Source organism: Caulobacter sp. ALps2, from assembly GCF_058681635.1.
In genome coordinates this window covers 1117822-1143199 of sequence record NZ_CM178743.1, presented here as the reverse complement: position 1 = coordinate 1143199, position 25378 = coordinate 1117822, and the positions used below count along the sequence as shown (strand labels likewise).

26 protein-coding genes and 1 riboswitch are annotated in these 25378 nt (G+C 68.9%); of the genes, 13 read left to right on the top strand and 13 right to left on the bottom strand.

The features are described from left to right. Window positions 1-68 precede the first annotated feature (68 nt). Window positions 69-1034 (bottom strand): transcriptional regulator FtrA, encoded by a 966-nt coding sequence (gene ftrA / locus ACW173_RS05235; RefSeq protein WP_492083819.1) that lies wholly within the window; start codon window positions 1032-1034, stop codon window positions 69-71. Between the two features lie 86 nt (window positions 1035-1120). Between ftrA and ACW173_RS05230 the strand changes: the two genes are divergently transcribed. Further along, window positions 1121-1546, top strand: coding sequence for a rhodanese-like domain-containing protein (locus tag ACW173_RS05230; RefSeq protein WP_492083818.1), 426 nt, complete (start codon window positions 1121-1123; stop codon window positions 1544-1546). On the opposite strand, the gene rnhA is transcribed toward ACW173_RS05230, so the two are convergent. Genes rnhA through ispH form a run of 3 tightly spaced genes read right to left on the bottom strand, consistent with a single transcriptional unit; the run spans window position 1543 to window position 3932 of the window. Continuing rightward, a complete protein-coding gene (rnhA, locus tag ACW173_RS05225) occupies window positions 1543-1992 on the bottom strand; it encodes a ribonuclease HI (RefSeq protein WP_492083817.1) in 450 nt (149 codons plus the stop codon). The genes ACW173_RS05230 and rnhA overlap by 4 nt on opposite strands. After that, a complete protein-coding gene (gene thrB, locus ACW173_RS05220; protein WP_492083816.1) occupies window positions 1992-2942 on the bottom strand; it encodes a homoserine kinase in 951 nt (316 codons plus the stop codon). The genes rnhA and thrB overlap by 1 nt, the downstream gene beginning before the upstream one ends. A gap of 42 nt (window positions 2943-2984) precedes the next feature. Beyond that, complete coding sequence (ispH, locus tag ACW173_RS05215; protein WP_492085909.1) at window positions 2985-3932, bottom strand: 4-hydroxy-3-methylbut-2-enyl diphosphate reductase; 948 nt, start codon at window positions 3930-3932, stop codon at window positions 2985-2987. Window positions 3933-4099: 167 nt separating this feature from the next. On the opposite strand from ispH, the gene ACW173_RS05210 reads away from it, so the two are divergent. The 10 genes from ACW173_RS05210 (at window position 4100) to ACW173_RS05165 (ending at window position 15759) form a co-directional block, all read left to right on the top strand. Continuing rightward, entirely contained in the window at window positions 4100-4789 is a 690-nt protein-coding gene (locus tag ACW173_RS05210; RefSeq protein WP_492083815.1) for a Tat pathway signal sequence domain protein, read from the top strand. Next, window positions 4786-6588 carry an arginine--tRNA ligase gene (locus tag ACW173_RS05205; RefSeq protein WP_492083814.1) on the top strand — a complete coding sequence of 601 codons (1803 nt, stop codon included), beginning with the start codon at window positions 4786-4788 and terminating at the stop codon, window positions 6586-6588. Before ACW173_RS05210 ends, ACW173_RS05205 begins: the two co-directional genes overlap by 4 nt. An 80-nt stretch (window positions 6589-6668) precedes the next feature. Then, window positions 6669-9167 carry a zinc-dependent metalloprotease gene (locus ACW173_RS05200; RefSeq protein ID WP_492083813.1) on the top strand — a complete coding sequence of 833 codons (2499 nt, stop codon included), beginning with the start codon at window positions 6669-6671 and terminating at the stop codon, window positions 9165-9167. A gap of 49 nt (window positions 9168-9216) precedes the next feature. Then, window positions 9217-9307: riboswitch (glycine riboswitch) on the top strand. Window positions 9308-9473: 166 nt separating this feature from the next. Next, window positions 9474-10586, top strand: a complete 1113-nt coding sequence (gcvT, locus tag ACW173_RS05195; RefSeq protein ID WP_492083812.1) for a glycine cleavage system aminomethyltransferase GcvT — start codon at window positions 9474-9476, stop codon at window positions 10584-10586. Between the two features lie 17 nt (window positions 10587-10603). Continuing rightward, the gene (gcvH, locus tag ACW173_RS05190; protein ID WP_492083811.1) at window positions 10604-10969 is read left to right on the top strand and encodes a glycine cleavage system protein GcvH; all 366 of its coding nucleotides are present in this window, start codon (window positions 10604-10606) and stop codon (window positions 10967-10969) included. A 27-nt stretch (window positions 10970-10996) separates the two neighbouring features. Further along, the gene (gene gcvPA / locus ACW173_RS05185) at window positions 10997-12343 is read left to right on the top strand and encodes an aminomethyl-transferring glycine dehydrogenase subunit GcvPA (protein ID WP_492083810.1); all 1347 of its coding nucleotides are present in this window, start codon (window positions 10997-10999) and stop codon (window positions 12341-12343) included. Continuing rightward, window positions 12340-13917 (top strand): aminomethyl-transferring glycine dehydrogenase subunit GcvPB, encoded by a 1578-nt coding sequence (gene gcvPB, locus ACW173_RS05180; RefSeq protein WP_492083809.1) that lies wholly within the window; start codon window positions 12340-12342, stop codon window positions 13915-13917. Before gcvPA ends, gcvPB begins: the two co-directional genes overlap by 4 nt. A gap of 134 nt (window positions 13918-14051) precedes the next feature. Further along, window positions 14052-14474 (top strand): hypothetical protein, encoded by a 423-nt coding sequence (locus ACW173_RS05175; protein ID WP_492083808.1) that lies wholly within the window; start codon window positions 14052-14054, stop codon window positions 14472-14474. After that, a complete protein-coding gene (locus tag ACW173_RS05170; protein ID WP_492083807.1) occupies window positions 14471-14911 on the top strand; it encodes a hypothetical protein in 441 nt (146 codons plus the stop codon). The genes ACW173_RS05175 and ACW173_RS05170 overlap by 4 nt, the downstream gene beginning before the upstream one ends. A 71-nt stretch (window positions 14912-14982) precedes the next feature. Beyond that, window positions 14983-15759 carry a transglutaminase-like domain-containing protein gene (locus ACW173_RS05165; protein WP_492083806.1) on the top strand — a complete coding sequence of 259 codons (777 nt, stop codon included), beginning with the start codon at window positions 14983-14985 and terminating at the stop codon, window positions 15757-15759. A gap of 82 nt (window positions 15760-15841) precedes the next feature. On the opposite strand, the gene ACW173_RS05160 is transcribed toward ACW173_RS05165, so the two are convergent. The 5 genes from ACW173_RS05160 to ACW173_RS05140 all read right to left on the bottom strand — a co-directional run bounded on the left by ACW173_RS05160 (window position 15842) and on the right by ACW173_RS05140 (window position 18426). Beyond that, entirely contained in the window at window positions 15842-16351 is a 510-nt protein-coding gene (locus ACW173_RS05160; protein WP_492083805.1) for a F0F1 ATP synthase subunit B, read from the bottom strand. A gap of 10 nt (window positions 16352-16361) precedes the next feature. Further along, entirely contained in the window at window positions 16362-16895 is a 534-nt protein-coding gene (locus ACW173_RS05155) for a F0F1 ATP synthase subunit B family protein (protein WP_492083804.1), read from the bottom strand. 126 nt (window positions 16896-17021) lie between these two features. Then, a complete protein-coding gene (locus ACW173_RS05150; RefSeq protein ID WP_004615714.1) occupies window positions 17022-17246 on the bottom strand; it encodes a F0F1 ATP synthase subunit C in 225 nt (74 codons plus the stop codon). Window positions 17247-17293: 47 nt separating this feature from the next. Next, complete coding sequence (locus ACW173_RS05145; protein ID WP_492083803.1) at window positions 17294-18055, bottom strand: F0F1 ATP synthase subunit A; 762 nt, start codon at window positions 18053-18055, stop codon at window positions 17294-17296. Between the two features lie 5 nt (window positions 18056-18060). Next, a complete protein-coding gene (locus ACW173_RS05140) occupies window positions 18061-18426 on the bottom strand; it encodes an AtpZ/AtpI family protein (protein ID WP_492083802.1) in 366 nt (121 codons plus the stop codon). A gap of 348 nt (window positions 18427-18774) precedes the next feature. Between ACW173_RS05140 and ACW173_RS05135 the strand changes: the two genes are divergently transcribed. Together ACW173_RS05135 and ACW173_RS05130 are read left to right on the top strand one after the other, a co-directional pair. Further along, the gene (locus ACW173_RS05135; RefSeq protein WP_492083801.1) at window positions 18775-19164 is read left to right on the top strand and encodes a DUF6481 family protein; all 390 of its coding nucleotides are present in this window, start codon (window positions 18775-18777) and stop codon (window positions 19162-19164) included. A gap of 67 nt (window positions 19165-19231) precedes the next feature. Continuing rightward, on the top strand, window positions 19232-20011 hold the full coding sequence (locus ACW173_RS05130; RefSeq protein ID WP_492083800.1) for a TSUP family transporter: 780 nt from the start codon (window positions 19232-19234) through the stop codon (window positions 20009-20011). Here ACW173_RS05130 and smc read toward each other — a convergent pair. From smc to ACW173_RS05110, 4 genes are all read right to left on the bottom strand, one after another. Continuing rightward, window positions 20008-23451, bottom strand: coding sequence for a chromosome segregation protein SMC (smc, locus tag ACW173_RS05125; RefSeq protein ID WP_492083799.1), 3444 nt, complete (start codon window positions 23449-23451; stop codon window positions 20008-20010). The two genes, ACW173_RS05130 and smc, sit on opposite strands and share 4 nt — an antisense overlap. 19 nt (window positions 23452-23470) lie before the next feature. After that, window positions 23471-24091 carry a thioredoxin domain-containing protein gene (locus tag ACW173_RS05120; protein WP_492083798.1) on the bottom strand — a complete coding sequence of 207 codons (621 nt, stop codon included), beginning with the start codon at window positions 24089-24091 and terminating at the stop codon, window positions 23471-23473. Beyond that, window positions 24091-24705, bottom strand: a complete 615-nt coding sequence (locus ACW173_RS05115; protein WP_492083797.1) for a DsbA family protein — start codon at window positions 24703-24705, stop codon at window positions 24091-24093. The genes ACW173_RS05120 and ACW173_RS05115 overlap by 1 nt, the downstream gene beginning before the upstream one ends. A 114-nt stretch (window positions 24706-24819) precedes the next feature. Further along, on the bottom strand, window positions 24820-25359 hold the full coding sequence (locus ACW173_RS05110) for a DUF721 domain-containing protein (RefSeq protein ID WP_492083796.1): 540 nt from the start codon (window positions 25357-25359) through the stop codon (window positions 24820-24822). Window positions 25360-25378 lie beyond the last annotated feature (19 nt).

Here is a 25378-nt window from a genome sequence, read left to right as displayed (position 1 = left end):
GTCTTCGGCCGCTTCAGCACAGCGCAGGGTATTGGGCGGCGTGCGGATGCTGGAGGAGGCTTGGTCCCTTAAGTCCTCGCGAAACGAGCCCGGTAAGTTCCTGGCGTTGTCGAGAACTGGCGTCGGAAGTGGTGGCGCAGCGCCGGCGCGCCCAGGCCGACGGCCTCGGCGATCTGGTCGATGCCGGCGGGCGAGGTCTCCAGCAGGTCCCGCGCCCGGTTCATCCGTTCGGCCAGCAGCCAACGGGCCGGGGTGTCGCCGGTGGCGGCTTCGAACCGCCGCAGGAAGGTCCGCTCGCTCATTCCCGCCGCTGCGGCCAGGGCCTTGATGGTGTGGGCGCGCGAGAGGTCGCCGCGCATGCGGTCCAGGGTCGGTCCCAGCCGCGAGGCCTCGTGCGCGACCGGCACCGGCCGCTGGACGAACTGGGCCTGGCCGCCGTCGCGATGTGGCGGCACGACCAGGCGGCGGGCGACGGTGTTGGCGGCCTCGGGCCCGAAGTCGCGGCGGATCAGGTGCAGGCCAAGGTCGATGCCGGCCGCGCTGCCGGCCGACGTGAGGAGGTCGCCCTCGTCGACATACAGCACGTCCGGCTGGACCTGGATCGCCGGATAACGTTCGCGCAGGGCGTCGGCATAGCGCCAGTGGGTCGTGGCCCGCCGGTTATCAAGCAGGCCCGTCGCGGCCAGGACGAAGACGCCCGAGCAGATCGACAGCAGCCGCGCGCCCCTGGCATGGGCCGCGCGCAGAGCCTCGACCAGCGGCGCGGGGACGGGCGCGTCCATGCCGCGCCAGCCGGGCGCGACGATGACACTGGCCTCTTCCAGCAGTTCCAGCCCGCCGTCGCCGACGATCCGCACGCCGCCCAGGCCCTTCAGGTCGCCCGGCTCCACGGCGGCGGTGGCGAAGCGGTACCAGTCCGGTCCCATCTCCGGCCGAGGCAGGGCGAACAGCTCGACCGCCACGCCGTACTCGAAGGTGCAGAGGCCGTCATAGGCAAGGGCGACGACGAGCGGGCCAAGGGCTAATTCTGGCATGATCTTTACGTCAGGTGTCGATCTCGCCAGCTAACGTGGCCAAGGCGCTTCGGGCAAGTCTCCAGCAACAACCGCTGGAGAGCGCCATGAGCTACGTGTCCGAGATCCCCGCCGCGTCGTTCCGCGACGCCGCCGCCCACTTCGCCGCCCGCCTGTCGCTGGAGACCGACTGCGCCGACGTCGCCGCGTCGATGAAGGCGGGCGAGGTCGACTTCGTCCTGCTGCACGTCGTCGGCTCGCGCGAAGCCTATGCCCGCCGCCACGTGCCGGGCGCGATCCACCTGCGCCACGCCGACATGACCGCCGAGCGCATGGCCGAATGGCCCGCCGACGCGCTGTTCGTCGTCTATTGCGCCGGCCCGCACTGCAACGGCGCCGACCGCGCCGCGCTCAAGCTGGCCAGGCTGGGCCGGCCCGTGAAGCTGATGATCGGCGGCGTCACCGGCTGGGAGGACGAGGGGCTGCCGTTCGCCACGGGCTCGGAGCCCGGCAACCCAGAGGCCGCCGCCTAGACGAAACGCGGATTGGCCTTGCGCAGGCCTTCATTGGCCAGGGCGTCGGCGCGTTCGTTCAGCGGATGGCCGGCGTGACCCTTGACCCAGCGCCAGTCGACGTCGTGCCGCTCGCGCGCGGCGTCGAGACGCTTCCACAGGTCGTCGTTCTTCACCGGGCTCTTGTCGGCAGTCTTCCAGCCGCGCGCCTTCCAGCCGCGGATCCACTCCTGGATGCCCTTCATCACGTACTGGCTGTCGGTGTGCAGTTCGATCTTGCAGGGACGATTGAGCAGCTCCAGCGCCTGGATCGCCGCCATCAGCTCCATGCGGTTATTGGTCGTCGCCGGCTCGCCGCCGGAGATTTCCTTCTTCTTGTCGCCATAGAACAGGATAGCGCCCCAGCCACCCGGGCCGGGATTCCCCTTGCAGGCGCCGTCGGTATAGATCGTGACCTTGGGTGTCATCAGAACAGCACGAGGCCTTCGCGGTGGACGGCTAGCTTGCGCTCGTATTCCAGCGGATCCTTGGGCCGAACCAGCGCGCCGGCGGGTGTCGAACCCCAGTCGGCCAGGCGGGTCAGGAAGAAGCGGATGGCCGCCCCGCGCGCCAGGATCGGCAGGGCTTCCTTCTCGGCCGGGCTCAAGGGGCGACGGCGTTCATAGCCGTTCAGCAGCGCCTTGGCGGCGGTGATGTTGAAGCTGCCGTCGGGCTCGAAGCACCAGGCGTTCAGGGTCACGGCCACGTCGTAGGCGTAAGCATCCTCGCAGGCGAAATAGAAGTCGATCGCCGCGGCGAACTTGCCGTTCGGCTGGAAGAAGACGTTGTCGGGGAAATAGTCGGCGTGGATCACGCCCGACGGCAGGTTCCGCGGCCACATCAAGGAGAGCTGCGCCAGGTCCTGGTCGATGGTCGTCGACAGGCCGGGTTTCAGGTCCTCGGCGGCCTTGCGGTGTTTGGCGAACAGCGGCGCCCAGGCGGCCTGGCCCAGATCGTTGGCGCGGCGAGCCGGATAGCCCTCGCCGGCCAGGTGCAGCCAAGCCAGGCCCTCGCCGGCTTCGCGGCAGTGGGCGGGGCTCGGCTTGCGCACCGACAGGCCCGGCAGGAATTCGACGATCGCCGCCGGCTTGCCGCGCAGGCTGGCCAGGGTGGAACCCTCGCGGTCCGGAATCGGCCGGGCGCTGGGATAACCCCGATCAGCCAGCCAGGTCAGCATGTTGAGGAAGTAAGGCAGGTCGTCGGCCTTCACCCGCCGCTCGTAGACGGTCAGGATGTAGCGACCCTTCTCCGTCTCCAGCAGGAAGTTGGAGTTCTCCACGCCCTCGGCGATGCCCTTGAACGCCAGAGCGGCGCCCAGGTCGTAGCCTTCCAGGAAGGTCGCGAGTTCTTGGTCGGTGATGTCGGTATAGACGGCCATGGCGCGGGGATGCTCGACGCGAGGCCTTCGGTCAAGCCGCCCTTATGCGGTGAGCAGCCGCGGCAGCTTGAAGGTGATCGTCTCGCGCGCCTCGACCAGTTCCTCGACGGTGGTGTCGAAGCGGGCCGAGATGGCGTCGATCACGCCTTGCACCAGGTCTTCCGGGGCAGAGGCGCCGGCGGTCAGGCCCACGCGAGAGACGCCCTCGAACCAGGACCAGTCGACGCCGCTGGCGTCGTCGATCAGATGGGCCGCCGTGGCGCCGGCCTTCAAGCCGACCTCCATCAGGCGCACCGAGTTCGACGAGTTCTTGGAGCCGACCACCAACACCAGCTCGGCCTGTTCGGCCAGGTGCTTGACCGCGTCCTGGCGGTTGGTGGTGGCGTAGCAAATGTCTTCCTTGTGCGGGGCGGCGATGTCGGGGAAGCGCTCGCGCAGCAAGGCGATCATGTCGGCGGTGTCGTCGACCGACAGGGTGGTCTGGGTCAGGAAGGCCACGTTGGAGACGTCCTTGGGCGTCCAGGCGGCGGCGTCCTTGATGTCCTCGATAAGGGTGACCGAGCCCTCGGGCAGCTGGCCCATGGTGCCGATCACCTCGGGGTGGCCGGCGTGGCCGATCAGCACGATCTCGCGGCCGGCGTCGAAGTGCTTCTGGGCCTCGACATGGACCTTGGAGACCAGCGGGCAGGTGGCGTCCAGATAGATCATCCGCCGCGATTGGGCCTCGGCCGGCACCGATTTCGGCACGCCGTGGGCCGAGAACACCACCGGGCGGTCGTCGGGAGCCTCGGACAGTTCCTCGATGAACACCGCGCCCAGGGCTTTCAGGCGGTCGACCACATGGCGGTTGTGCACGATCTCGTGACGCACATAGACCGGCGCGCCGAACTTCTCGACGGCGCGCTCGACGATCTGGATGGCGCGATCCACGCCGGCGCAGAAGCCGCGCGGACTGGCCAGCACGAGCGAGATCGGGCGACGAACCGGCATAGGGGCGGGCGTATGGGCGTTCATGCGCGGAAACTAGTCTCTCGAAGGGCCTGGCGCCAGGAGTCTGCGTCGTTGCGACGTCACGCATATGCCTTTATCAGGCTGCATGACGCCGAAGGGGCTCCATGGTCCCGCTTGGCTCTTCTTTTTCTGGAACCGGACGTTTCATGCGCCGCACCTTCTCGTTCGCCCTCAGCGCCCTGATGGCCGTCTCGATCGCCGCGACCACGGCGACGATCGCTCACGCCCAAGGCCCCGGCGGCGGCGGCCAGGACGACGGTGACCAGGCCGCCAAGAAGAAGAAGCGCGATGCGGAGTGGAACCAGCCCAAGGCGCCGCTGCCGCAGCTGCGTAACGCCGGCCCGTGCCCCTATGTGAAGGTGCTGTACGACGCCAGCCGTTACGTCGAGTTCAAGGACGCCAAGGAATCGGCCGGCCAGGCTGGCTTCACCGGCGAGATCCAGAGTCTCAGCTCGGGTTGCGCCTACAAGAGCGACGAGCCGATCAAGATTCGCGCCGAGGTCCTGTTCCAGCTGGGCCGTGGCCCGCAGGCCCAGGGCGACGAGCACGTCTACCGCTACTGGGTGGCGGTGACCGAGCGGAACCAAGCGGTCATCGCCAAGGAATATTTCGACCTGCCGGTGACCTTCGCCGCCGGCCAGGACCGCGCCTATGCGCGCGAGACCATCGAGCAGATCACCATTCCGCGCGCCGACGCGAAGGTCAGCGGCGGAAACTTCGAGGTGCTGATCGGCTTCGACGTGACGCCGGAAATGGCGGCCTTCAATCGTGAGGGCAAGCGCTTCCGGGTCAATGCCGGCCAGACTGCTCAAGCAGGGACGACTACCAAGCAATGAACGATTTGAAGCGGTCCCTGAGCGAGGCGGCCGCGGCCGCTTTCCAGGCCGCCGGACTTCCTCCCGAGTTCGGACGCGTCACCGCCTCCGACCGACCCGACCTGGCCGATTTCCAGTGCAACGGCGCCCTCGCGGCGGCCAAGAGCGCCAAGCGCAATCCGCGTGAGATCGCCGTGCAGGTCGTCGACATCCTCAAGGGCGACCCGCGCCTGGCCTCGGTGGAGATCGCCGGGGTCGGCTTCATCAACATGCGCGTCAGCGACGAGGCCCTGTCGGCCCGCGTCCGCGAGATCGCCTCGGACGACCGTGTCGGCGCCCAGCTGCTGGAAGAGCCCCGCCGGGTCTTGATCGACTATGCCGGTCCCAACGTGGCCAAGCCGATGCACGTGGGCCATCTGCGCGCCTCGATCATCGGCGAGTCGGTCAAGCGCCTGTACCGCTTCCGCGGCGACGACGTGGTGGGAGACGCCCACTTCGGTGACTGGGGCTTCCAGATGGGGCTGCTCATCTCTGCCATCATCGACGAGGACGCCTTCATCCGCGCCCTGATGGACAAGCTGCCCGAAGCCCCGCGCGGCTTTTCCGCCGCCGACGAAGCCAAGGTCATGGCCGAGTTCGAGAGCCGGATCACCCTGGCCGATCTCGACCGCATCTACCCGGCCGCCTCGGTGCGCCAGAAGGAAGACGCCGCGTTCAAGGAGCGCGCCCGCAAGGCCACAGCCGAACTGCAGAACGGTCGCTTCGGCTACCGCTTGCTGTGGCGTCATTTCGTCAATGTCAGCCGCGTGGCCCTGGAGCGCGAGTTCCATGCCCTGGGCGTCGACTTCGACCTGTGGAAGGGCGAGAGCGACGTCAACGACCTGATCGAGCCGATGGTCCATCAGTTGGAGGCCCAGGGCCTGCTGGTCGACGACCAGGGCGCGCGCATCGTCCGCGTGGCCCGCGAGGGCGACAAGCAGGACGTGCCGCCGCTGCTAGTGGTCTCGTCCGAAGGCTCGGCCATGTACGGCACGACCGACCTGGCCACCATCCTGGACCGCCGCAAGTCGTTCGATCCGCACCTGATCCTCTACTGCGTGGACCAGCGCCAGGCGCTGCATTTCGAGACGGTGTTCCGCGCCGCCTATCTGGCCGGCTACGCTCAGGACGGCGCGCTGGAGCATATCGGCTTCGGCACCATGAACGGCGCGGACGGCAAGCCCTTCAAGACCCGCGCCGGCGGCGTCCTGAAGCTGCACGACCTGATCGAGATGGCCCGCGAGAAGGCCCGTGAGCGCCTGCATGAGGCCGGTCTCGGCGCCGAACTCAGCGAAGAACAGTTCGAGGACACCGCCCACAAGGTCGGCGTCGCGGCCCTGAAGTTCGCTGACCTGCAGAACTTCCGCGGCACCTCGTACGTCTTCGACCTCGACCGCTTCACCAGCTTCGAGGGCAAGACCGGCCCGTATCTGCTGTACCAGTCGGTGCGCATCAAGAGCGTGCTCCGCAAGGCTTCCGAGGCCGGCGCCACGGCCGGCCGGATCGTGATCCACGAACCGGCCGAACGCGATCTAGCCATGCTGCTGGACGCCTTCGAGGGCGCCCTGCAGGAGGCCTACGACAAGAAGGCTCCCAACTTCGTGGCCGAACACGCCTACAAGCTGGCCCAGACCTTCTCGAAGTTCTACGCCGCCTGCCCGATCATGAGCGCCGACACCGAAGAGCTGCGGGCCTCGCGCCTGTCGCTGGCCGAGACGACGCTGCGGCAGCTTGAGCTCACGCTCGACCTGCTCGGCATCGAAGCGCCGGAACGGATGTAACCTCCCTCGCGCCCTCCGGCGTTGCAATCGCCGCGAGGGCGCAGGACAGTCCCCGCGCTTCTATGCGTTCGGGAGGGGTCATGAAGTTGTCCGTGGTCGCCATGTTGATGGCGGGCGTCTGCGCGAGCGCGATCGCCGCGCCGGCCTTGGCCGCTGACAAGCCCAAGCAAACCGACAAGTTCGCCGACGCCACCGCGGGGCTCGAGCGCAAGGACGGTCTGGTTCCGGTCTTCGTCGACAAGAAGGACGGCAAGGTCTTCCTGCTGTTGCCCAAGCCTGGTCCGGACGGGATCGCGGGGCGCTATCTCTACCAGACCTATCTGCGGGCCGGCCTGGGCTCGAACCCCACGGGGCTGGACCGTTCGGCGCCGGGCGACACCCAGATCATCGCCTTCCGCCGCGTGGGCGGGAAGGTCATCGCCCAATTCGAGAATTGGGGCTTTTCCGCCGCGCGCGGCTCGGCCGACGAGAAGCAGGCGGTGGCGGACTCGTTCCCGATCTCCAGCGTCTGGTCCAACGCCATCGAGGCCGAGAACCCCGACGGCCGTCCGCTGGTCGATGTGACCAGCTTCCTGGTCCGCGACGCGCAAGGCGTCGCCAAGACCCTCAAGCGCGGCAAGCAGGGCGATTTCCGCCTGAACGACGGCCTGTCCTATGCCGACACCGGCGAGGTCAACGTGTTCCCGCTGAACGTCGAGCTGGAGGCGGTCGAGACCTTTGTCGGCGACGATCCGGGCCCGGAGGTTCGCGGCATCGTCCCCGACCCGCGCAACGTCACCCTGGTGCTGCACCACTCGCTGGTGGCCCTGCCCGAGCCTGGCTACACGCCGCGCCAGAACGATCCGCGCGTCGGCGTCATCGACCACACGGTCGCCGACTACTCCGCGCCGCTGAACGCGCCGCTGGTCTATCGCCTGGTCCACCGCTTCCGGCTGGAGAAGACCGACCCGACCGCCGCCCGCTCGCCGGTCAAGAAACCGATCGTCTTCTATGTCGACCGCGCCGCGCCCGAGCCGGTGCGCTCGGCCCTGATCGAGGGCGGGCGCTGGTGGAACCAGGCCTTCGAGGCGGCCGGCTATGTCGACGCCTTCCGGGTAGAGGTGCTGCCCGATGGGGTGAGCCCGCTGGACGCCCGCTACAATGTCGTCAACTGGGTGCACCGCCAGACGCGCGGCTGGTCGTACGGCCATGCGGTGGTCGACCCGCGCACGGGCGAGATCGTCAAGGGCGACGTCCTGCTGGGCTCGCAGCGCATTCGCCAGGACCGGCTGATCTTCGAGGGGCTGGAAGGCGCGGCCGCCACCGGAAAGGGCGGTCCCAACGACCCGATCGAGATCTCCCTGGCCCGCCTGCGCCAGCTGGCGACCCACGAGATCGGCCACTCGATCGGCCTGCAGCACAATTTCGCGGCCAGCACCTACGGCGACCGCGCCTCGGTGATGGACTATCCGGCCCCCAGGATCGCCATCAAGGAGGGGCAGCTGGACTTCGCCGACGCCTATGGGCGCGGCGTCGGGGCGTGGGACAAGTTCGCGATCGACTGGCTGTACGGGCCCGCCCCGGCCGGGACCGACGAGAAGACCTGGCTGAAGGCCAAGGCCGACAAGAGCCAGGCTGACGGCCTGCGCTACGTCTCCGACGAGGACGCGCGCGCTGCGGACACCCCGCATCCGCTGGGCGCTGTGTGGGACAACGGGACCGATCCGGTCGCCGAGCTCGACCACCTGATGGCCGTGCGCAAGATCGCCCTGGACCGCTTCGGCCTGGCCAACCTGCCCAAGGGCGCGTCGGTCGCCGACCTGCGCCGCATGGTCGTGCCGATCTACATCTTCCATCGCTATCAGGTCGACGCGACTGCCAAGCTGGTCGGCGGGATCGACTTCACCTACGGCGCGGAGGGCGACGGCCACGAGGCGTCCAAGATCGTGCCGGCCGCCCGTCAGGCCGCCGCCGTCGACGCCCTGCTGCGCACCGTGACGCCGGCCGCGCTGGACCTCTCGGACAGGACCCTGGACGTGCTGACCTCGGGCCAGTCGCAGGGGACCGACCACGCCTACGAGATCGAGACGTTTGGCGCCGGCCCCGTTTTCGATCTGCCGGCGACGGCCGAGGTCGCCGCCGACCTGGTCTGGAGCGACCTGTTCGCGGCCGCGCGTCTGAACCGGCTGGTCGAGGCCAAGCGCCGCGATCCGGCTCAGCCGGGTGTCGAGGGCCTGTTGGACAAGGCCCTGGCCTTCGCCGCCTTCGACGGCAAGGCCACCGGTCGCCAGGCCGAACTCGCCCGCCGCGTCCGCCAACGGATGGTGGTCAGCCTGGCCGACGCCCTGGCCGACAAGAGCCTGTCGCCGACCGCCGCCGCCGTGATCCGCGCGCGCCTGGCCGACTGGGGCAAGGGGCTTAAAGCCGTCACGACCGGCGACGCCGCCGACCGCGCCCAGGCTCGCGCCTTGGCGGGGATCGTCACGGATGAAAGCGGCGGTCGTCTGGCGGCTCTGGTCGAGGACGGCAAGGCCAAGGTCGTCACCCCGCCCGGTCCGCCGATCGGCGAAACCGATTGGTTCGGGGATCTGTCCCTTTAGGCTGGTAGGCTCCGCTTGACTCCGCCTCGCCCCTCCCGCATTGACCCCGACGACCCCAGCGGGAGACATCGGGATTCGCTCCCGAGGCCGAAGGCGCAACCGCCCCGGAAACGCTCAGGCAAAAGGACCGCTCGGGTTTAGAAACGCTGGAAAGTAGTCTCCCGAAAGGGCGGCTCGCCGAAGGAGCAAGGCCGACCCCAAACAGCAGAGGGGGAAGGCCGGAATCTCTCAGGTCCAAGGGACAGCGGGGGCGCGACCAACCGGCGGACGCCGGTCGTCTCGCCGACCCCGCTAGGAGCCTGCCCAGTGTCTGATCAAGACCTCAAGAAGACCCCCTTGTTCGACGCCCACGTGGCGCTCGGCGCCCGCATGGTGCCGTTCGCCGGCTATTCGATGCCGGTGCAGTACAAGGACGGGGTGCTGAAGGAGCACCTGTGGACCCGCGAGCACGCCGGTTTGTTCGACGTCTCGCACATGGGCCAGGCCCGGATCCGCGGTCAGAACCCGGCCAAGAGCTTCGAGAAGGTGGTCTCGGCCGACTACCAGGGCCTGAAGGCCGGCAAGCAGCGTTATGGCGTGCTGCTGAACGCCGACGGCGGCATCATCGACGACCTGATGACCGCGCGTCCCGACGACGACGGCCTGTTCGTGGTGGTCAACGGCGCCTGCAAGGACAACGATTACAAGATCATCGCCGACGCCCTGGCGGGTGAAGCGACGGTGACCCGCCTGGAAGACCGCGCGCTGCTGGCGCTGCAAGGTCCGGAAGCCGCCGCCGTGCTGGCCGCTCATGCGCCGGAAGCCGCCGGCATGGTGTTCATGGACACGCTCGCCCTGACCGCCTTCGGCGTCGACGCGATCATCTCGCGCTCGGGCTATACGGGCGAAGACGGCTACGAGATCTCGGTCCCGGCCGACGCCGCCGAGCGCGTGTGGAACACCCTGCTGGCTGACGAGCGCGTCAAGCCGATCGGCCTGGGCGCCCGCGACAGCCTGCGCCTGGAGGCCGGCCTGCCGCTGTACGGCCACGACCTGGACGAGACCGTCTCGCCGATCGAAGGCGGGCTGAACTTCGCCGTCGGCAAGTCGCGCCGCGAGGCTGGCGACTATCTGGGCGCGGCCCGGATCGCCAAGGAACTGGCCGGCGAGCTGTCGCGCGTCCGCGTCAATCTCAAGGTGCTGGAAGGCGCTCCGGCCCGCGAAGGCGCCGAGATCGCCGACGAAGCGGGCAATGTCATCGGCAAGGTGACCAGCGGCGGCTTCGCGCCCAGCCTGGGCTTCCCCATCGCCATCGGTTTCGCGCCGCCGGCCTATGCGGCGATCGGGACCCAGTTGAAAGTCATCGTGCGAGGCAAGCAGGCGGCCGCCGAAGTGGTGGCGAGCCCGTTCGTTCCGAACCGTTACGTCCGCAAACTCTAATCAAGGGCCGACAAGAGATGCGTTTCACCAAAGATCATGAATGGGTCGTCGTCCAAGGCGACGTCGCCACCGTCGGCATCACCGCCTACGCCGCCGAGCAACTGGGCGACGTGGTGTTCGTCGAGGTTCCGGAAGCCGGCAAGACCGTGAAGCAGGGCGAGAACCTGGCGGTCGTCGAGAGCGTCAAGGCCGCCTCGGACGTCTACGCCCCGGTGTCGGGCGAGGTTGTCGAAGGCAATGCCGAGCTGGGCGACGCACCGGAAACCGTCAACGCCCTGCCGGAAAGCGGCGGCTGGTTCGCCAAGATCAAGCTGAGCAGCCCGGCCGAGGTCGACGCCCTGATGGACCGCGACGCGTACGAAGCGTTCCTGAGCACCCTCTAAACTTCCGCCTCCTCGCGAAAGCAGATCATGCGTTACCTCCCCCTGACCCCCGAAGACCGCGTCGAGATGCTCGGCGCGATCGGCGTGAAGTCGATCGACGACCTGTTCGTCGACGTGCCGGCCTCGGCCCGCCGCGACGGAACCGTCGACCTGCCGCCGCACGCCGGCGAGATCGAAGTCGAACGCGAGATGGCGGGCCTGGCCCGTCGCAATCGCGCCGCGGGGGAGGGACCGTTCTTCTGCGGGGCTGGCGCCTATCGCCACCACGTGCCGGCCACGGTCGACCACATCATCCAGCGGTCGGAATTCCTGACCAGCTACACGCCCTACCAGCCGGAAATCGCCCAGGGCACGCTGCAGGTCCTGTTCGAGTTCCAGACCCAGGTCGCGGCCCTGACCGGCATGGAAGTGGCCAACGCCTCGCTCTATGACGGCTCGACCGGCGCGGCCGAGGCCGTGATGATGGCCCAGCGCGTGACCCGCCGGAACAAGGCGGTGATGTCGGGCGGCGTCCATCCGCACTATGTCGAGACCATCGAGACCCTGGCCCACGCGGCCGGCGTCTCGACCCAGGCCATGGCCCCAGCCGTCGACGCCGAGGACGCGGTGATCGCCGCCATTGACGCCGACACCGCCTGCGTCGTTGTCCAGACCCCGAACGTCTTCGGCACGGTCACCGACGTCACGAAGATCGCCGAAGCCGCCCACGCGGCCGGCGCGCTGCTGATCGTGGTGACGACCGAAGCCGTCTCGTACGGCCTGCTAAAGTCGCCCGGCGAGATGGGCGCCGACATCGCCGTGGCCGAGGGCCAGTCGATCGGCAACGGCCTGAACTTCGGCGGTCCTTATGTCGGCCTGTTCGCCTGCAAGGAAAAGTTCGTCCGCCAGATGCCGGGCCGCCTGTGCGGCGAGACCGTTGACGCCGACGGCAAGCGCGGCTTCGTCCTGACCCTGTCGACCCGCGAGCAGCATATCCGCCGCGACAAGGCGACCTCGAACATCTGCACCAACAGCGGCCTGTGCGCCCTGGCGTTCAGCATCCACATGAGCCTGCTGGGCGAGACGGGCCTGCGCCAGCTGGCCGCTCTGAACCACCAGAAGGCTGTCGCCCTGCGCGACGCCCTCAAGGCGGTGCCGGGCGTCGAGATCCTGACCCCGCGCTTCTTCAACGAGTTCGCCATCCGCGTGCCGGGCAAGGCCGACGAGGTCGTCGAAACCCTGGCCGGCCACGGCGTCATCGCTGGCGTGCCGTTCTCGCGCCTCGACGCGGGCGCGGGCCTGGACGACGTGCTGCTGGTCGCGGCCACCGAGACCACGCTCGACATCGACATCAATTTCTTCGCCAAGCTGCTGACCAAGGTGGTGGGCCAATGAGCATGAACAACGTCGGCCGCCCCACGCGCCCCGAAGCCGCCAATGACACTCCGGCGGGTCACGAGACCCTGACCGGCAATCGCGGCCTGCTCCAGAACGAAGCCCTGATCTTCGAACTGGACGGCTGGAACAAGACCGGCGTCGACCTGCCGGAGGCCGCCGCCCCGTCGAGCGACCTGGCCGGCCTGCTACGCGACGCGCCGATCGGCCTGCCGGGCCTGTCCGAGCCCGAAGCCGTCCGCCACTACGTGCGCCTGTCCCAGAAGAACCACGCCATCGACCTGGCGCTATATCCGCTGGGCTCGTGCACGATGAAGCACAACCCGCGCCTGAACGAGAAGATGGCGCGCCTGCCGGGCTTCTCGGACATCCACCCGCTGCAGCCGCGGTCGACCGTGCAGGGCGCGCTGCAGCTGATGGACCGTCTGGCCCACTGGCTGAAGACCCTGACCGGCATGCCCGCCGTCGCCCTGAGCCCCAAGGCCGGCGCGCATGGCGAGCTGTGCGGCCTGCTGGCCATCCGGGCCGCGCACGAGGCGGCCGGCAATGGCCACCGCAAGACCGTCCTGGCCCCGACCAGCGCCCACGGCACCAACCCGGCCACGGCGGCCTTCGTCGGCTACACGGTCGTCGAGATCGCCCAGACCGATGACGGCCGCGTCGACCTGGCCGACCTGGAGTCCAAGCTCGGCGATCATGTGGCCGCCATCATGGTCACCAACCCCAACACCTGCGGCCTGTTCGAGCGCGACGTCGTCGAGATCGCCCGCCTGACCCACGCGGCGGGCGCGTACTTCTACTGCGACGGCGCCAACTTCAACGCCATCGTCGGCCGAGTGCGTCCGGGCGACCTGGGCGTCGACGCCATGCACATCAACCTGCACAAGACCTTCTCGACGCCCCACGGCGGCGGTGGGCCGGGCGCGGGCCCCGTGGTGCTCAGCGAGGCCCTCGCGCCTTTCGCGCCGACCCCCTGGCTTGTCCATGGCGACGATGGCTTCGCCCTGGTCGAACATGCCGGCGAAGAGGGCGCGGAAACCGCCTTTGGCCGCATGAGCGCCTTCCACGGCCAGATGGGCATGTATGTCCGCGCCTACGCCTACATGCTGAGCCACGGGGCCGACGGCCTGCGGCAGGTGGCCGAGGACGCCGTCCTCAACGCCAACTACATCAAGGCCCAGCTGAAGGACGTGATGAGCCCGGCCTTCCCCGAAGGTCCGTGCATGCACGAAGCCCTGTTCGACGACAGCTGGCTGGAAGGCACCGGCGTGACCACGCTCGACTTCGCCAAGGCGATGATCGACGAGGGCTTCCATCCGATGACCATGTACTTCCCGCTGGTCGTCCACGGCGCGATGCTGATCGAGCCGACCGAAACCGAGAGCAAGCAGGAGCTGGATCGCTTCATCGAAGCCCTTCGCCTGCTGGCCGGCGCGGCCAAGGCGGGCGAGGTCGAACGCTTCAAGGGCGCGCCGTTCCACGCCCCGCTGAGGCGTCTGGACGAGACCCAGGCGGCCCGCAAGCCCCGGTTGAGGTGGAAACCTGTGGCAGAAGCGCCACTAGCGGCTGAATAGCAAATTCCATACCCCCCTTGCGACGGAAGGGCGCCTTTACGGCGCCCTTATCCCTCCACATATCGGGGGTGCGCGTCGGGGCGATCTGGCTTTTCCAGGGAGCGAGCGGAGCGCAGGTCCGTTTCATCCTCCCAATGACTGCTCTCGCCCTCACCATGTCGCGCGCCCACCGCACCGCAGATGACCTCGCCCGCGAGCTCATCTCGCGTTTTCTGCGCGTGATCCTGGTGTCGCTAGGCGCGCTGCTGATCATCGGCGGCATCGTGATCGCGCCGCTGCCCGGCCCGATGGGCCTGCCGCTGACGGTGATCGGCCTGATGCTGGTGCTGCGCAACTCGTTCAAGGCCCGCAAGCAGTTCGTCCGCTTCCAGCACGCGCACCCCAAGCTGATCTTCCCGCTGCGTCGCCTGCTGCGCCGCGAGCCGGAAGTCGTGCTTGTGGCCTGGCAGCAGGCCCTGCGTGTCGAGCGCTTGGTGGTGCCGCGCAAGTGGCGGGTGGCCGTGCGCTGGCGCAAGTCGGCCAAGCGTCGCGCCGCCGCGAAGCAACCCGGTCGGTGAACGCGGTCGCCTCGACGATCGACATCAAGCACAGGGTCCGGCGCCGCGCGCGGCTGGCGCTGCTGCTGCGCGAGTCCGCCGCCCGCGCTTTCCGCTGGATCGCCATCGGCTTCGGCGCGCTGGTGATCGTCGCCGGCGCGGTGCTGACGCCGCTGCCGGGCCACGTGGGGCTGCCGCTGCTGGTCATCGGTCTGATGATCGTGCTGCGCTACTCGTTCCAGGCGCGCAAGACCTTCATCCGCTGGCAGAGGCGCCACCCCAAGCTGGTTTTCCCGATTCGCCGCCTGATGCGCCGCGAGCCGGAGGTGCTGCTGGTCGTCTGGCAACAGATGCTCCGCACCGAGAAGCTGGTCCTGCGCCGGGCCCGCTGGCGGCTGCTCAAGAAGACTCGCAAGCGCGTGAAGCGTTATGTGGAGCGGAAGATGGCCAAGGCCTGAACCCATTTGGGCCATGGGGATTGTTACACCGGCGCGGCCTTCCGGTCGCGCGGCCTACCCCGGAAAAATCGATGCATTTCGAAGTCGAAGCCTCGCTGACCTACGACTTCGCGGGCCCCTGCGAGGTCCTGCTGCTGGTCGAGGCGGCGCATGGACCCGACCAGGCCGTGGGCTTCGAGGCCCTGACCTTCTGGCCCAATGTCGACGCCGCGCGGGTCGACGATCCGGTCACCCACGAACGCCGGACGGTGTTCACGGCGTCGGGACGGGTCAACGCGCTCTATCGGGCCCAGGTCGAGGTCATGTATCGCGACCATGACCTGGCCGACGCCTCGGCCATGGCCATCCGCGACCTGCCCAGCGAGGTGTTGCCGTTCCTGCGCGCCAGCCGCTACGCGCCCTCCGACCGGCTGGAGCGGTTCTGCGAGCGCGAGTTCGGCCACCTGGCGGGCGGCCGCAAGGTCATGGCGATCCTGGACTGGATCGCCCAGCACTTGGACTACCGCGCCGGAGTCAGCGACGCGGCCACGACCGCCGTCGACACCCTGGTCGACCGGGCCGGCGTCTGCCGCGACTTCACCCATCTGGCGATCGGCCTGTGCCGCGCCGCCGACATCCCGGCCCGGGCGGTCAGCGCCTATGCCTGGCGCCTGGAGCCGCCGGACCTGCACGCCATCGCCGAGGTCTATCTGGGCGGCCGCTGGCGGCTGATCGACGCCACCGGTCTGGCGCCGATCGACGGCCTGGTGCGGGTCGCGACAGGGCGGGACGCGGCCGACATCGCGTTCATGACCATCTTCGGCCGGGCCACGCTGATCGAGCAAAGCTTCTCGATCCAGGCGATCTAGTCCGGCGACGCGGCCGCCGCCAAAAGAAAAGGGCGCGGACCTCGCGGTCCGCGCCCTCTTTGTCTTGTCGTGGAGCCCGCCGCTATTGCAGCTTGGCGCTCAGCTGGCCGATCGCCGCGTCGGCGAGCGGGTCGGTCTTGGCGCCGGCCAGGCGAGCCGTCAGCACGGCTTCGGCGGCCTGGGCGGCGAGATCGACCGCGGCGGCCTTCACGTCGGCGGCGGCTTGAGCCTCGGCCTGAGCGATCTTGCGTTCGGCCATCTCGGCGCGGCGCTTGATCTGCTCCTCGAGCTTCTCCTTGGCCTCTTCGGCCATCCGCTTGGCGTCGGCCTTGGCGGCCTCCATCATCGCGGCGGCCTGGCGTTCGGATTCCTCGCGCTGGGCCTTCACGTCCGCGAGCAGGGCCTGGGCCTCTTCACGCAGTTGCTGGGCTTCGTCGAGCTCGGCCTTGATCTTGGCGGCGTAGCCGTCCAGGGCGCCGAACAGCGCGCCCGGCAGGACCTTCAGGAAGACCAGGAGGCCGAAGAAGATCACCAGGGCGACCAGAACCCAGAACTCCGGGTTCGAGAAGCTGAACAGGGATTCGTGTTCCATCGTCAGCTCCTTAGGCCAGGGCCGACTTCAGCTCGGCGGCGGTGGCCACCTTGCCGGTCAGCTTCTGGACGATCGCGCCGGCCGTCTCTTCGGCGACCACGCGGACCTGGCTCATGGCCTGGTCGCGGGCGGCCTGGATCGAAGCCTCGGCCTCGGCCAGCTTCGCGGCCAGGACGGCCTCTTCCTTGGCCTGACGCTCGGCGGCTTCGGCCGTGGCCTTGGCCTTGGCGTCGGCGGCGGTCTTCTGAGCCTTGGCGCGAGCCTCGGCCACTTCCGCGGCGGCGGCGCGAGCCTGCACTTCGGCCTCGTCCTTCAGGCGACGGGCGTCGGCGATGTCGCCGGCGATCTTGCCGCCGCGCTCGTCGATCGCGCCGCTGACGCGGGGCAGAAGCACCTTCGACAGCACCACGTAGAGGACGGCGAAGATGAGCAGCAGCCAAACGATCTGGCCGCCCCAGTGCTCGAACTGCAGCTGCGGAAGGCCGCCGCTTTCGTGCTTGGGGGTTTCAGTCGTTTCGACCGTGCCGTGATGTTCCGTCGCCATGGGCGAGGGCGCCTCTCAGCTAGAGCGTCCGCGAGCGGACCGGAAACCGGCCCGCGTCAAGAGGACGCGAGAAAACAGAACTGGAGCGCGTCGCTTCCGTTGAAGCGCCGCGCTCCAGGGATCGGATTACGAGAACAGGATCAGGAAGGCGATGACCAGGGCGAAGATGCCCAGGGCTTCCGTCAGAGCCATGCCCAGGAACAGCATCGGGCGCTCTTGAGCGGCGGCGGTCGGGTTACGCAGAGCGCCTTGGAAGTAGTTGCCGAACATCACGCCCAGGCCAACGCCCGCGCCGATCATGCCGAGCATGGCCAGGCCAGCGCCGATGTACTTAGCTGCAGCAGCGTCCATGATAGAGACTCCTTGGAAGGGTATTTGTTGGAAAGACTAAAGGTTGATCAGTGGCTGTCGAGGTGCACGACGTCGTTGATGTAGACGCATGCGAGCACCGCGAACACGAAGGCCTGCAGGAAGGCCACCATGAACTCGAGGGCCGTCAGGGCGACGACCGAGGTCAGGGCCAGGGCCGAACCGGCCCAGCCCAGGGCGCCGAGACCGCCCAGGGCGATCACGAAGCCGGCGAAGATCTTCAGCACCACGTGGCCGCCCAGCATGTTGCCGAACAAACGAAGACCCAGGGTGATCGGACGGATCAGGAATGACAGGATCTCGATCGGCACCAGCAGGATGTACAGCACCGGGGGAACGCCCGACGGCGCGAACAGCTTGAAGAACTTGAGGCCGTTCTTGGCGAAGCCGACGGCGACCACGGTCAGGATGACCATCAGGCCCAGCGTCAGGGTCACGGCCAGCTGCGAGGTCGCGGTGAACACCAGGAACATGCCTTGGATGTTCATGAACAGCACGAAGGCGAACAGCGTGAAGACGAAGGGCATGAACTTCTTGCCCTCGTGGCCAATGATCGACTCCGCGAGCCCATCGACCAGCCCGTAGAGCATCTCGCCCACCGCCTGCAGGCGGCCCGGGATAACGGCCTTGCGCGCGGCCGCGGTGTAGAAGGCCATGACCAGCAGGGCGGCCAGCATCATCGCGGCGACCGAGTTCGTGATCGACAGGTCGATCGCGCCGAGGCCGGGAACGGTCACGGTGGGCAGTTCCACGATCTTCGTGATCTGGAACTGGTGCATCGGATCGGCCATCGGCCCTAGTCTCTCTTCTGCTTGGGGACGGTTGATCCGTCTCCCGTGTCTTCGCCAGTCTGCACTGACGCCTGCGCGCTTAGTTTCATCGCCTTGCGGACGATGGAGAATATCGCGAGTCCCAGACCGATCAGCAGACCGCCGACCATGCCCCAGGGGCTCGTGTGGACGTAGTGATCGAGCAGCCAGCCGAAGCCGAGACCCACCAATACGCCCCCGATCAAATCCGCCAGCAGACGGTAACCGTCCTGGTTGGCCTTCTCGGTCGCCGCTTTCGCGGGCTTTTCCGCCGCCTTCCGCGCCTCAAATGCATCGAGCCGAGCGTCGAGGCTCTCCAGAGCCTTGTCGTTCGGTTCGTCGGCCTTGGGCATGGGAAGCGGCAGGTCCGAAAACGCCGCGGGCGCGCCAAAACAAGGCGCTTTTCCGGCCGGCTTGATCGGCGCGGAACCTATAGACCTCGCTGCGGTGCGTCAAGGTGACCGCATCGCGGGGCAAGTTACGGGAATACTTAAGGATTTAGCCGCCGGCTTCAAGGGCGGCCAAAACTGTCCCCATTCTGGAAGGGTTAAGAGGACTACCAAAGCGCGGAACCGTCCCTATGTAGGGCGTGCTCTTTAGGCGTCACCCCCACTAGGCAAGGGGCGACGGGCCCGATGACGCATTGATTTTTGCGTAAATCTGGGCTTTAGAGCCGCCGCCTCCTAACAACACGAAGATTCATGTCGCACCTGAAGAACACCGGATTCGCCGATCGTATTTCCTCGCAGCAGGAAGCCAAGAAGGCCATGCTGGCCAAGTTCAAGGCCAAGCCGACCGTCCAGGATCCCGATTTCGACAAGCGTGAAGAGCTTCGCGCCGCCGAACTCGAAGCTGTCCGCGCCGCCCGCGCCGAAGCCAAGGAACAGGCCCGCCTCGAAGCCCTGGCTCGCCAGGAAGCCGTGATGGCCGTCAAGCGCGCCGAGCGCAAGGAACGCAAGGCCGCCGAGGCCGCCGAAATGCGCGTCCGCAAGGAAGAGAAGGCCAAGGAACGCGACGAGCTTCGCGCCCTGGGCAAGACGACCAACAGCAAGCAGTCGCGGGCCCAGCAATGGGGCCACCTGCTCGGCTAAGGCTCAAGGGGTCCTTCGGGGCCCCTTTTTCTTTGCCTGATGCGTCGAACCGGATCATGAGCCGCTCATGGTCCATCTCGACGTTCTCGCCACCCTGTTCGTGGTCGCCGCCCTCGCGGGCGCGGTCGACGCCATCGCTGGCGGCGGCGGACTGGTGACTCTGCCGGCGCTGCTGCTGGCGGGTCTTTCGCCCGTCCAGGCCCTGGGCACCAACAAGCTGCAGGGCGCGATCAGCGCGCTCTCCTCGACGACGGCCTTCGCCCGCCGCGGCCTGATCGACTGGAAGACCGCCCTGCCGGTCGCCGGCGCGGCCGCGATCGCGGGCCTGTGCGGCGCCCTCTGCGCCAGCCTGCTGTCGCCGCAGCTCTTGCGGGCCATCGTGCCCGTGCTGCTGATCGCCATCGCCCTCTATTTCGGCTTCTCGCGCGCCCTCAAGACCGAGGACGTCGCGCCGCGCCTGGCGCTGATCCCGTTCGCCTGTTTCGTCACGCCGCTGGTCGGCTTCTACGACGGGATCTTCGGGCCGGGCGCGGGGGCGTTCTATATGGTCGCGATCGTCACCCTGCTGGGCTACGGCGTCCTGAAGGCCACCGCCCACACCAAGCTGGCCAACGCCGCCAGCAACCTGGGCAGCCTTACCCTGTTCATCATCAAGGGCGCGGTCGTCTGGCCGATCGGCCTGGCCATGGCCGCCGGGGCGTTCATCGGCGCCCAGGTAGGGTCGCGCTTGGCGATGCGTTTCGGGCCCAAGCTGATCCGGCCATTGCTGGTGGTGATCTCGTGCGCCATGGCCATCAAGCTGCTGGCCGATCCCGCCAATCCCATCCGGCAAGCGATAGGCTTCTAGGCCGCGACCAGCTTCTCGGCGGTCGACAGGTCGACGCTGACCAGCTGGCTGACGCCGCGCTCGGCCATGGTCACGCCGAACAGGCGGTCCATCCGGCTCATGGTCACCGGATTGTGGGTGATGGCGATGAAGCGGGTCTGGGTGCGCCGGCGCATCTCGTCCAGCATGTTGCAGTAACGGTCTACATTGGCGTCATCGAGCGGCGCGTCGACTTCGTCCAGCACGCAGATCGGGGCCGGATTGGCCAGGAACACGCCGAAGATCAGGGCGCTGGCGGTCAGGGCCTGCTCGCCGCCGCTCATCAGGCTCATGCTGGCCATGCGCTTGCCGGGCGGGCAGGCGAAGATCTCGAGACCAGCTTCCAGCGGGTCATCGCTTTCGATCAGCTTCAGCTCGGCTTGGCCGCCGCCGAACAGCGCCTGGAAGAGCGTCTGGAAGTTGGCGTTGATCACGTCGAAAGCGGCCAGCAGGCGCTCGCGGCCCTCGGCGTTCAGCTCCTCGATGCCGGCCCGCAGCTTGGTCACCGCGCCCGAGAGATCCGCCCGTTCGATACGCATGGTCTCCAGGCGGCCGGCATATTCCTGGGTCTCTTCCTCGGCGCGCAGGTTCACCGGGCCGATGGCGTCGCGCTCGCGTTCTAGAGCGAACAGGTGGGCTTCCACGCCGGCGGCGTCCTTGGGCACGGCCACGGCCTCGCCGGCGACGTGACGGCCCAGTTCCTCGGGTTCCATGCGGGCCTGCTCGCGGATGGCCGAGGCGACCTCCGCGAAGCGCTGGCGGGCGCCGTCCAGGTGGGCGACCAGGGCGGCGCGCTTCTCGCGGGCCTCGCTGGCGGCCTGCTCGGCGGCGCGGGCGGCGCGGTCGTTGTTGAGCCGCAGCGTCTCGGCGGCTTCCAGGGCGTCGCTGGCCTTGGCGCGGCGGGCCTCGGCGGCGCCGAACTCGTCCAGCAGGGCGAGCAGCTTCTCCCCCAGCGCCGCCGGCGCCTCGCGCGCGCCTTCCAAGGCGGCGGCGGCCTTCACGCGGTCGGCGTCCAGGGACTGCGTGCGTTTGCCGGCGGTCTCGGCGCGCTTGGCCCAGTCGGCCTGGTCGCGCTCCAGGCTCTCCAGGCGACGCTGGCGGCCGGCGCGTTCGCGGGTCTCGACGTCCAGGGCGGTGCGGGCGGCGCTGGCGGCCTCGCGAGCCTGGGCCGAGGCCTGGCGGGCGGCGGCGAGTTGCGGCTGCAGGTCGCCCGAGGTCTGGGCGGCCGCGTGGGCCTGTCGGGCCTCTCCCAAGGCCGCGTCGGACTCGAGCTTCTCGGCCTCGAAGCGGGCGATGGTGTCGTCCAGCGACTGGGCGCGGGCGGCGCGCATCGCCTGCTCGCGCTCGAACTTGGCCACCTGCTCGCGGGCGCCGTTCAGCAGCCGTTCGGCGTCGGGCGGACCGCGCCGTTTGTCGCGCAGCAGCTCCTCGACCGCGCGCATGCGGTCGGCGGCGGTTTTGAGGGCGGCGGCGGTGGCCTCGGCGCGGGGAGCCATGACATCGATCTCGGCCTCGACCTCGGCCAGGCGCGTGCGCTGCTCCAGCCGCACGGCGGCGGGCTTGGGCGCGTCGGCGCGGGCCACGAAGCCGTCCCAGCGCCACAGGTCGCCGTCCTTGGACACCAGGCGCATGCCGGGCTTGAGGTCCTTTCGCAGGCGGTCCCCATCGGCGCGGGCCACGACAGCGACGTGCGAGAGGCGGGCGGCCAAAGCGGGCGGGGCCCTGACCAGCGGCGCCAGCGGCTGGGCGCCTTCCGGCCAGGTCGGAGCCGGAGCTTCGGCGCCGCCCCAATACGAGGGAGCCTTGGCGTCCAAGGCCGCGTCCAGGTCATCGCCCAACGCCGCCGCCAGGGCCGCGCCATAACCCTTGTCGGGCGAGACGCTGTCCAGGGCCGGAGCGTGGCCGCTCTTGCCGCGCGGGGCGGTCAGCTGGGCCAGGCCCCGGGCCTCGGTGCGCAGGCGGCCCAGCTGATCCTCGACATTGCGGGCCAGTTGCCGGGCCTGGGCCTCCTGCTCGGCGGCCTTCACGCGATCGTTTTCGGCCGCCTCCAGCGCCGCGCGGGCGGCGGCGAGGGCGGCTTCCGCGTTGGCGAAGCGCTGGCGAGCGTCGGCGGCGGCCGGGTCGACCTCGGGACCGATCGCGGCCCGCTCGGCCCTGGCCTGGTCGAGGGCGCGGTTGGTGCGGTTGGCGCGAGCCTCGGCTTCGGCCAGGCGCGCGGCGGCGGCGCGCCCTTGCGCCTCCTCGGCCGCGACCCGGGCGGCCAGCTGCTCGACCTGGGTCTCGGCGGCGGCGCGGGTCTCCTCGGCGGCCTTGGCGGCGGCGGCCAGCTCCGGACCCCGCTCGGGCGCGGCGGCGACCAAAGCGCGGACTTCCGAGAGCTCGGCGTCGATGCGGGCGAGCGCGGCCGCGGCGTCGTCCTTGGCCTGGCTCTCGCGAACGCGGTCGTCGTCGATGCGGGCCAGATCGTTCTTCAGCCGCTCGAACTCGGCGGCGGCGGCCTCGGCCTCACGCTCGGCGCGGTCCTTCTGGATGGCCAGCTGGCCCAGGATCGCCTGGGCGATGGCCGCCTCCTCGCGCAGGGGCGGCATGGCGGCCTCGGCCTCGGTGATGGCGACCTGGGCGGCGGCGCTGGCGCGGGCGGTTTCCTCGACGGTGCGGGCCGCCTCGGTGGCCTCGCGCTGGGTGCGCTCCAGGGTGTCGCGGGCCTCGGTCCAACGGGCATAGAGCACGGCGCCCTGCACGGCGCGGATCTCCGACGACAGGCGCTTGTACTTCTCGGCCTGGCGAGCCTCGCGCTTGAGGCGGTTCAGGGCCGTCTCCAGCTCGCGCGCCACGTCCTCCAGGCGCGAGAGATTGCTCTCGGCGGCGCGCAGGCGCAGCTCGGCCTCGTGGCGACGGGTGTGCAGCCCTGAGACCCCGGCGGCCTCTTCCAGGATGCGGCGGCGGTTCTGCGGCTTGGCGCCGATCAGCTCGCTGATCTGGCCCTGGCGAACCAGGGCCGGCGAGTTGGCCCCGGTCGAGGCGTCGGCGAACAGGAGCTGGACATCGCGGGCCCGCACCTCGCGGCCATTGATCTTGTAGGTCGAGCCGGCCCCACGATCGATGCGGCGCACGACCTCCAGCACCGGGTCGTCATTGAACTGGGCCGGCGCGGTGCGGTCGGCGTTGTCGATGGTCAAGGCCACGTCGGCGTGGTTGCGCGGCGGCCGCGCCCCGCTGCCCGCGAAGATCACGTCGTCCATGCCACCGGCCCGCATGGCCTTGGCGGAGTTGGCGCCCATCACCCAGCGCAGGGCTTCCAGCAGGTTGGACTTGCCGCAGCCGTTCGGGCCGACAATGCCCGTCAGCCCGGGCTCGATCCGGAACTCGGTCGGCTCGACGAAGGACTTGAAGCCCGAAAGGCGAAGGCGTTGGAACTGCACGAGGCGGTCCCCTCGGGCCCTAGCCCTTCGCCGCGGCGGCGAAGGCCTTGGAGAGCACGGCGAAGTCGGCGCTGTGATCGTAGGGCGCGCCGTTGACGAAGAAGGTCGGCGTGCCCTCGACGCCGTCGTCGACGCCCTTGGCGAAGCGGTCGTTGACCGCCTTCAGCGCCGCGTCGTCGCTCAGGGCCGCCTTGAACTGGTCTTCGGTCAGGCCGTACTGCTTGCCGATGGCTAGCAGGCCTTCGAACAGCTTGTCGCTGCGATAGATCTCTTCCTGCTTCTGGAAGACAGTGGTCAGCACCTCGAAGTACTTGCCGGGAATTCGCCGCGCCAGGATGAAGCCCGCCGCCGCGAACTCGACGGGCGGCGTCAGGAACTCGCGGAAGACCAGCCGCACCTTGCCGGTTTCGATATAGGCCTTGCGAATCTGGGGCTGGACGGTGGTCCACCAATGGGCGCAGTGCGGGCAGCTGGCCGAAGCGTAGACCACCAGCTGGATCGGCGCCTTGGCCGAGCCTAGCACCATCTCGCCGGGAACCGGCGGCAGTGGCGCGGCGCGCGCGGCCGAGGCGCTGGCCCCAAACACAAGACCTGGCACAGCCAGACTTGAAACGATCAGCGCGCGCCGGTCCAAGCTCATTACTTCGAGGCTTCCGCGATGGCGGCGTCCAGTTGGGCCAGGGTGGCTTCGCCGCCCTCTTCGCCGCCGACCTTCTTACCGTTGACAATGAAGGTGGGCGTGCCCTGGATCTTGTCGGCCTTCATCTGCTTCTCCAGGCGTTCGGCCGACTTGGCGGCGTTCTCGTCGCTGAGGCAGCTGTTGAACTGCTCTTCGCTCATGCCGGCCGAGCGGGCGATGATCAGCAGCTCGTCGCGGATGGCGCCGGTCTGGAAGATGGTGTTCTGGGCCTTGTACAGGGCGTCGGTCACCTGGAAGTACTTATCCTTGCCGGCGCAGCGGGCCAGCATGGCGCCAGCGTTGGCCAGGGTCGGCTCGCCGGTCAGGGCTTCGCGCGCCACGTAGTTGACCTTGCCGGTGTCGATGTACTTGGCCTTGAAGGCCGGGAAGACTTCCTCGTTCCACTTGGCGCAGTGCGGGCAGGCCACCGAGGCGTATTCGACGACCGTGACCTTGGCGTTCGGATTGCCCAGGGTCATGTCCTCGGCGGTGACCTTGGCGCCCTTGGGACCGCAGGCGGCGAGGCTGGCCGCGAGAGCGGCGACGAGGGTGACGCGGGTGATCAGCGAACGCATGAAATGGCCCTTCGGCGGTCGATTGGGAAGTTAAACGCGATTCTCGCTAGCGAGCGAAAAAGGCGCAACGGTGACTAGCGCATGAGCTTGACCAAGAAGCGCTTGTCAACCGGCTCAGCGCTCCGATTGCAGGACCCCGCGACCCAGTTTCAGCAGCGCTTGTTTCAGCTCGCCGTCCGGCTGGTCGGCCAGGCTGTCGGTCAGCTGCTTTTCCTGGGCGGCGTCCAGCGGCGGCTTGCGGCGTCGCACCTGGGAGACGGGCGCGGCGGCGGCCTTGACCGGCCCTTGGACGATGCGCAGTCGGGTGACGACGCCCTTGCCCAGCAGCATGTCGAGGCGGGCGGTGATCTGCGGGGCCTGATGCTGGATCAGCGAGGCAACCGGGCCGTCGACTCGCAGCTCCAGCGCGCCGCCTTCGCCGTTACGGCCCTTGATGATGCGGACCGGCTCCGTGCGACGCGCCAGGGTGTCGCCGACGATCTCGCGCCAGCGGGTCTGCAGGACGCCAGGGCCCTGGCCGAAGCGGGCTTCCAGATCCTTCAACAGCGGCGCCAGGTTCTTGCCGGCCGGCGGCGGGGTGCGGAACTGCGGCTTGGTGCGCTTGCGCCGCAGGATCGCGAGGGCTTCTTCCGGCGTGGGCAGGGGACGGCGCATGCGCGAAGGCTAGCACGCG

Coding starts and splice junctions, on each gene's coding strand:
- ftrA (WP_492083819.1), bottom strand. CDS start 1,034: ATGCCAGAATTAGCCCTTGGCCCGCTCGTCGTCGCCCTTGCCTATGAC.
- ACW173_RS05230 (WP_492083818.1), top strand. CDS start 1,121: ATGAGCTACGTGTCCGAGATCCCCGCCGCGTCGTTCCGCGACGCCGCC.
- rnhA (WP_492083817.1), bottom strand. CDS start 1,992: ATGACACCCAAGGTCACGATCTATACCGACGGCGCCTGCAAGGGGAAT.
- thrB (WP_492083816.1), bottom strand. CDS start 2,942: ATGGCCGTCTATACCGACATCACCGACCAAGAACTCGCGACCTTCCTG.
- ispH (WP_492085909.1), bottom strand. CDS start 3,932: ATGCCGGTTCGTCGCCCGATCTCGCTCGTGCTGGCCAGTCCGCGCGGC.
- ACW173_RS05210 (WP_492083815.1), top strand. CDS start 4,100: ATGCGCCGCACCTTCTCGTTCGCCCTCAGCGCCCTGATGGCCGTCTCG.
- ACW173_RS05205 (WP_492083814.1), top strand. CDS start 4,786: ATGAACGATTTGAAGCGGTCCCTGAGCGAGGCGGCCGCGGCCGCTTTC.
- ACW173_RS05200 (WP_492083813.1), top strand. CDS start 6,669: ATGAAGTTGTCCGTGGTCGCCATGTTGATGGCGGGCGTCTGCGCGAGC.
- gcvH (WP_492083811.1), top strand. CDS start 10,604: ATGCGTTTCACCAAAGATCATGAATGGGTCGTCGTCCAAGGCGACGTC.
- gcvPA (WP_492083810.1), top strand. CDS start 10,997: ATGCGTTACCTCCCCCTGACCCCCGAAGACCGCGTCGAGATGCTCGGC.
- gcvPB (WP_492083809.1), top strand. CDS start 12,340: ATGAGCATGAACAACGTCGGCCGCCCCACGCGCCCCGAAGCCGCCAAT.
- ACW173_RS05175 (WP_492083808.1), top strand. CDS start 14,052: ATGACTGCTCTCGCCCTCACCATGTCGCGCGCCCACCGCACCGCAGAT.
- ACW173_RS05165 (WP_492083806.1), top strand. CDS start 14,983: ATGCATTTCGAAGTCGAAGCCTCGCTGACCTACGACTTCGCGGGCCCC.
- ACW173_RS05160 (WP_492083805.1), bottom strand. CDS start 16,351: ATGGAACACGAATCCCTGTTCAGCTTCTCGAACCCGGAGTTCTGGGTT.
- ACW173_RS05155 (WP_492083804.1), bottom strand. CDS start 16,895: ATGGCGACGGAACATCACGGCACGGTCGAAACGACTGAAACCCCCAAG.
- ACW173_RS05150 (WP_004615714.1), bottom strand. CDS start 17,246: ATGGACGCTGCTGCAGCTAAGTACATCGGCGCTGGCCTGGCCATGCTC.
- ACW173_RS05145 (WP_492083803.1), bottom strand. CDS start 18,055: ATGGCCGATCCGATGCACCAGTTCCAGATCACGAAGATCGTGGAACTG.
- ACW173_RS05140 (WP_492083802.1), bottom strand. CDS start 18,426: ATGCCCAAGGCCGACGAACCGAACGACAAGGCTCTGGAGAGCCTCGAC.
- ACW173_RS05135 (WP_492083801.1), top strand. CDS start 18,775: ATGTCGCACCTGAAGAACACCGGATTCGCCGATCGTATTTCCTCGCAG.
- ACW173_RS05130 (WP_492083800.1), top strand. CDS start 19,232: ATGGTCCATCTCGACGTTCTCGCCACCCTGTTCGTGGTCGCCGCCCTC.
- ACW173_RS05120 (WP_492083798.1), bottom strand. CDS start 24,091: ATGAGCTTGGACCGGCGCGCGCTGATCGTTTCAAGTCTGGCTGTGCCA.
- ACW173_RS05115 (WP_492083797.1), bottom strand. CDS start 24,705: ATGCGTTCGCTGATCACCCGCGTCACCCTCGTCGCCGCTCTCGCGGCC.
- ACW173_RS05110 (WP_492083796.1), bottom strand. CDS start 25,359: ATGCGCCGTCCCCTGCCCACGCCGGAAGAAGCCCTCGCGATCCTGCGG.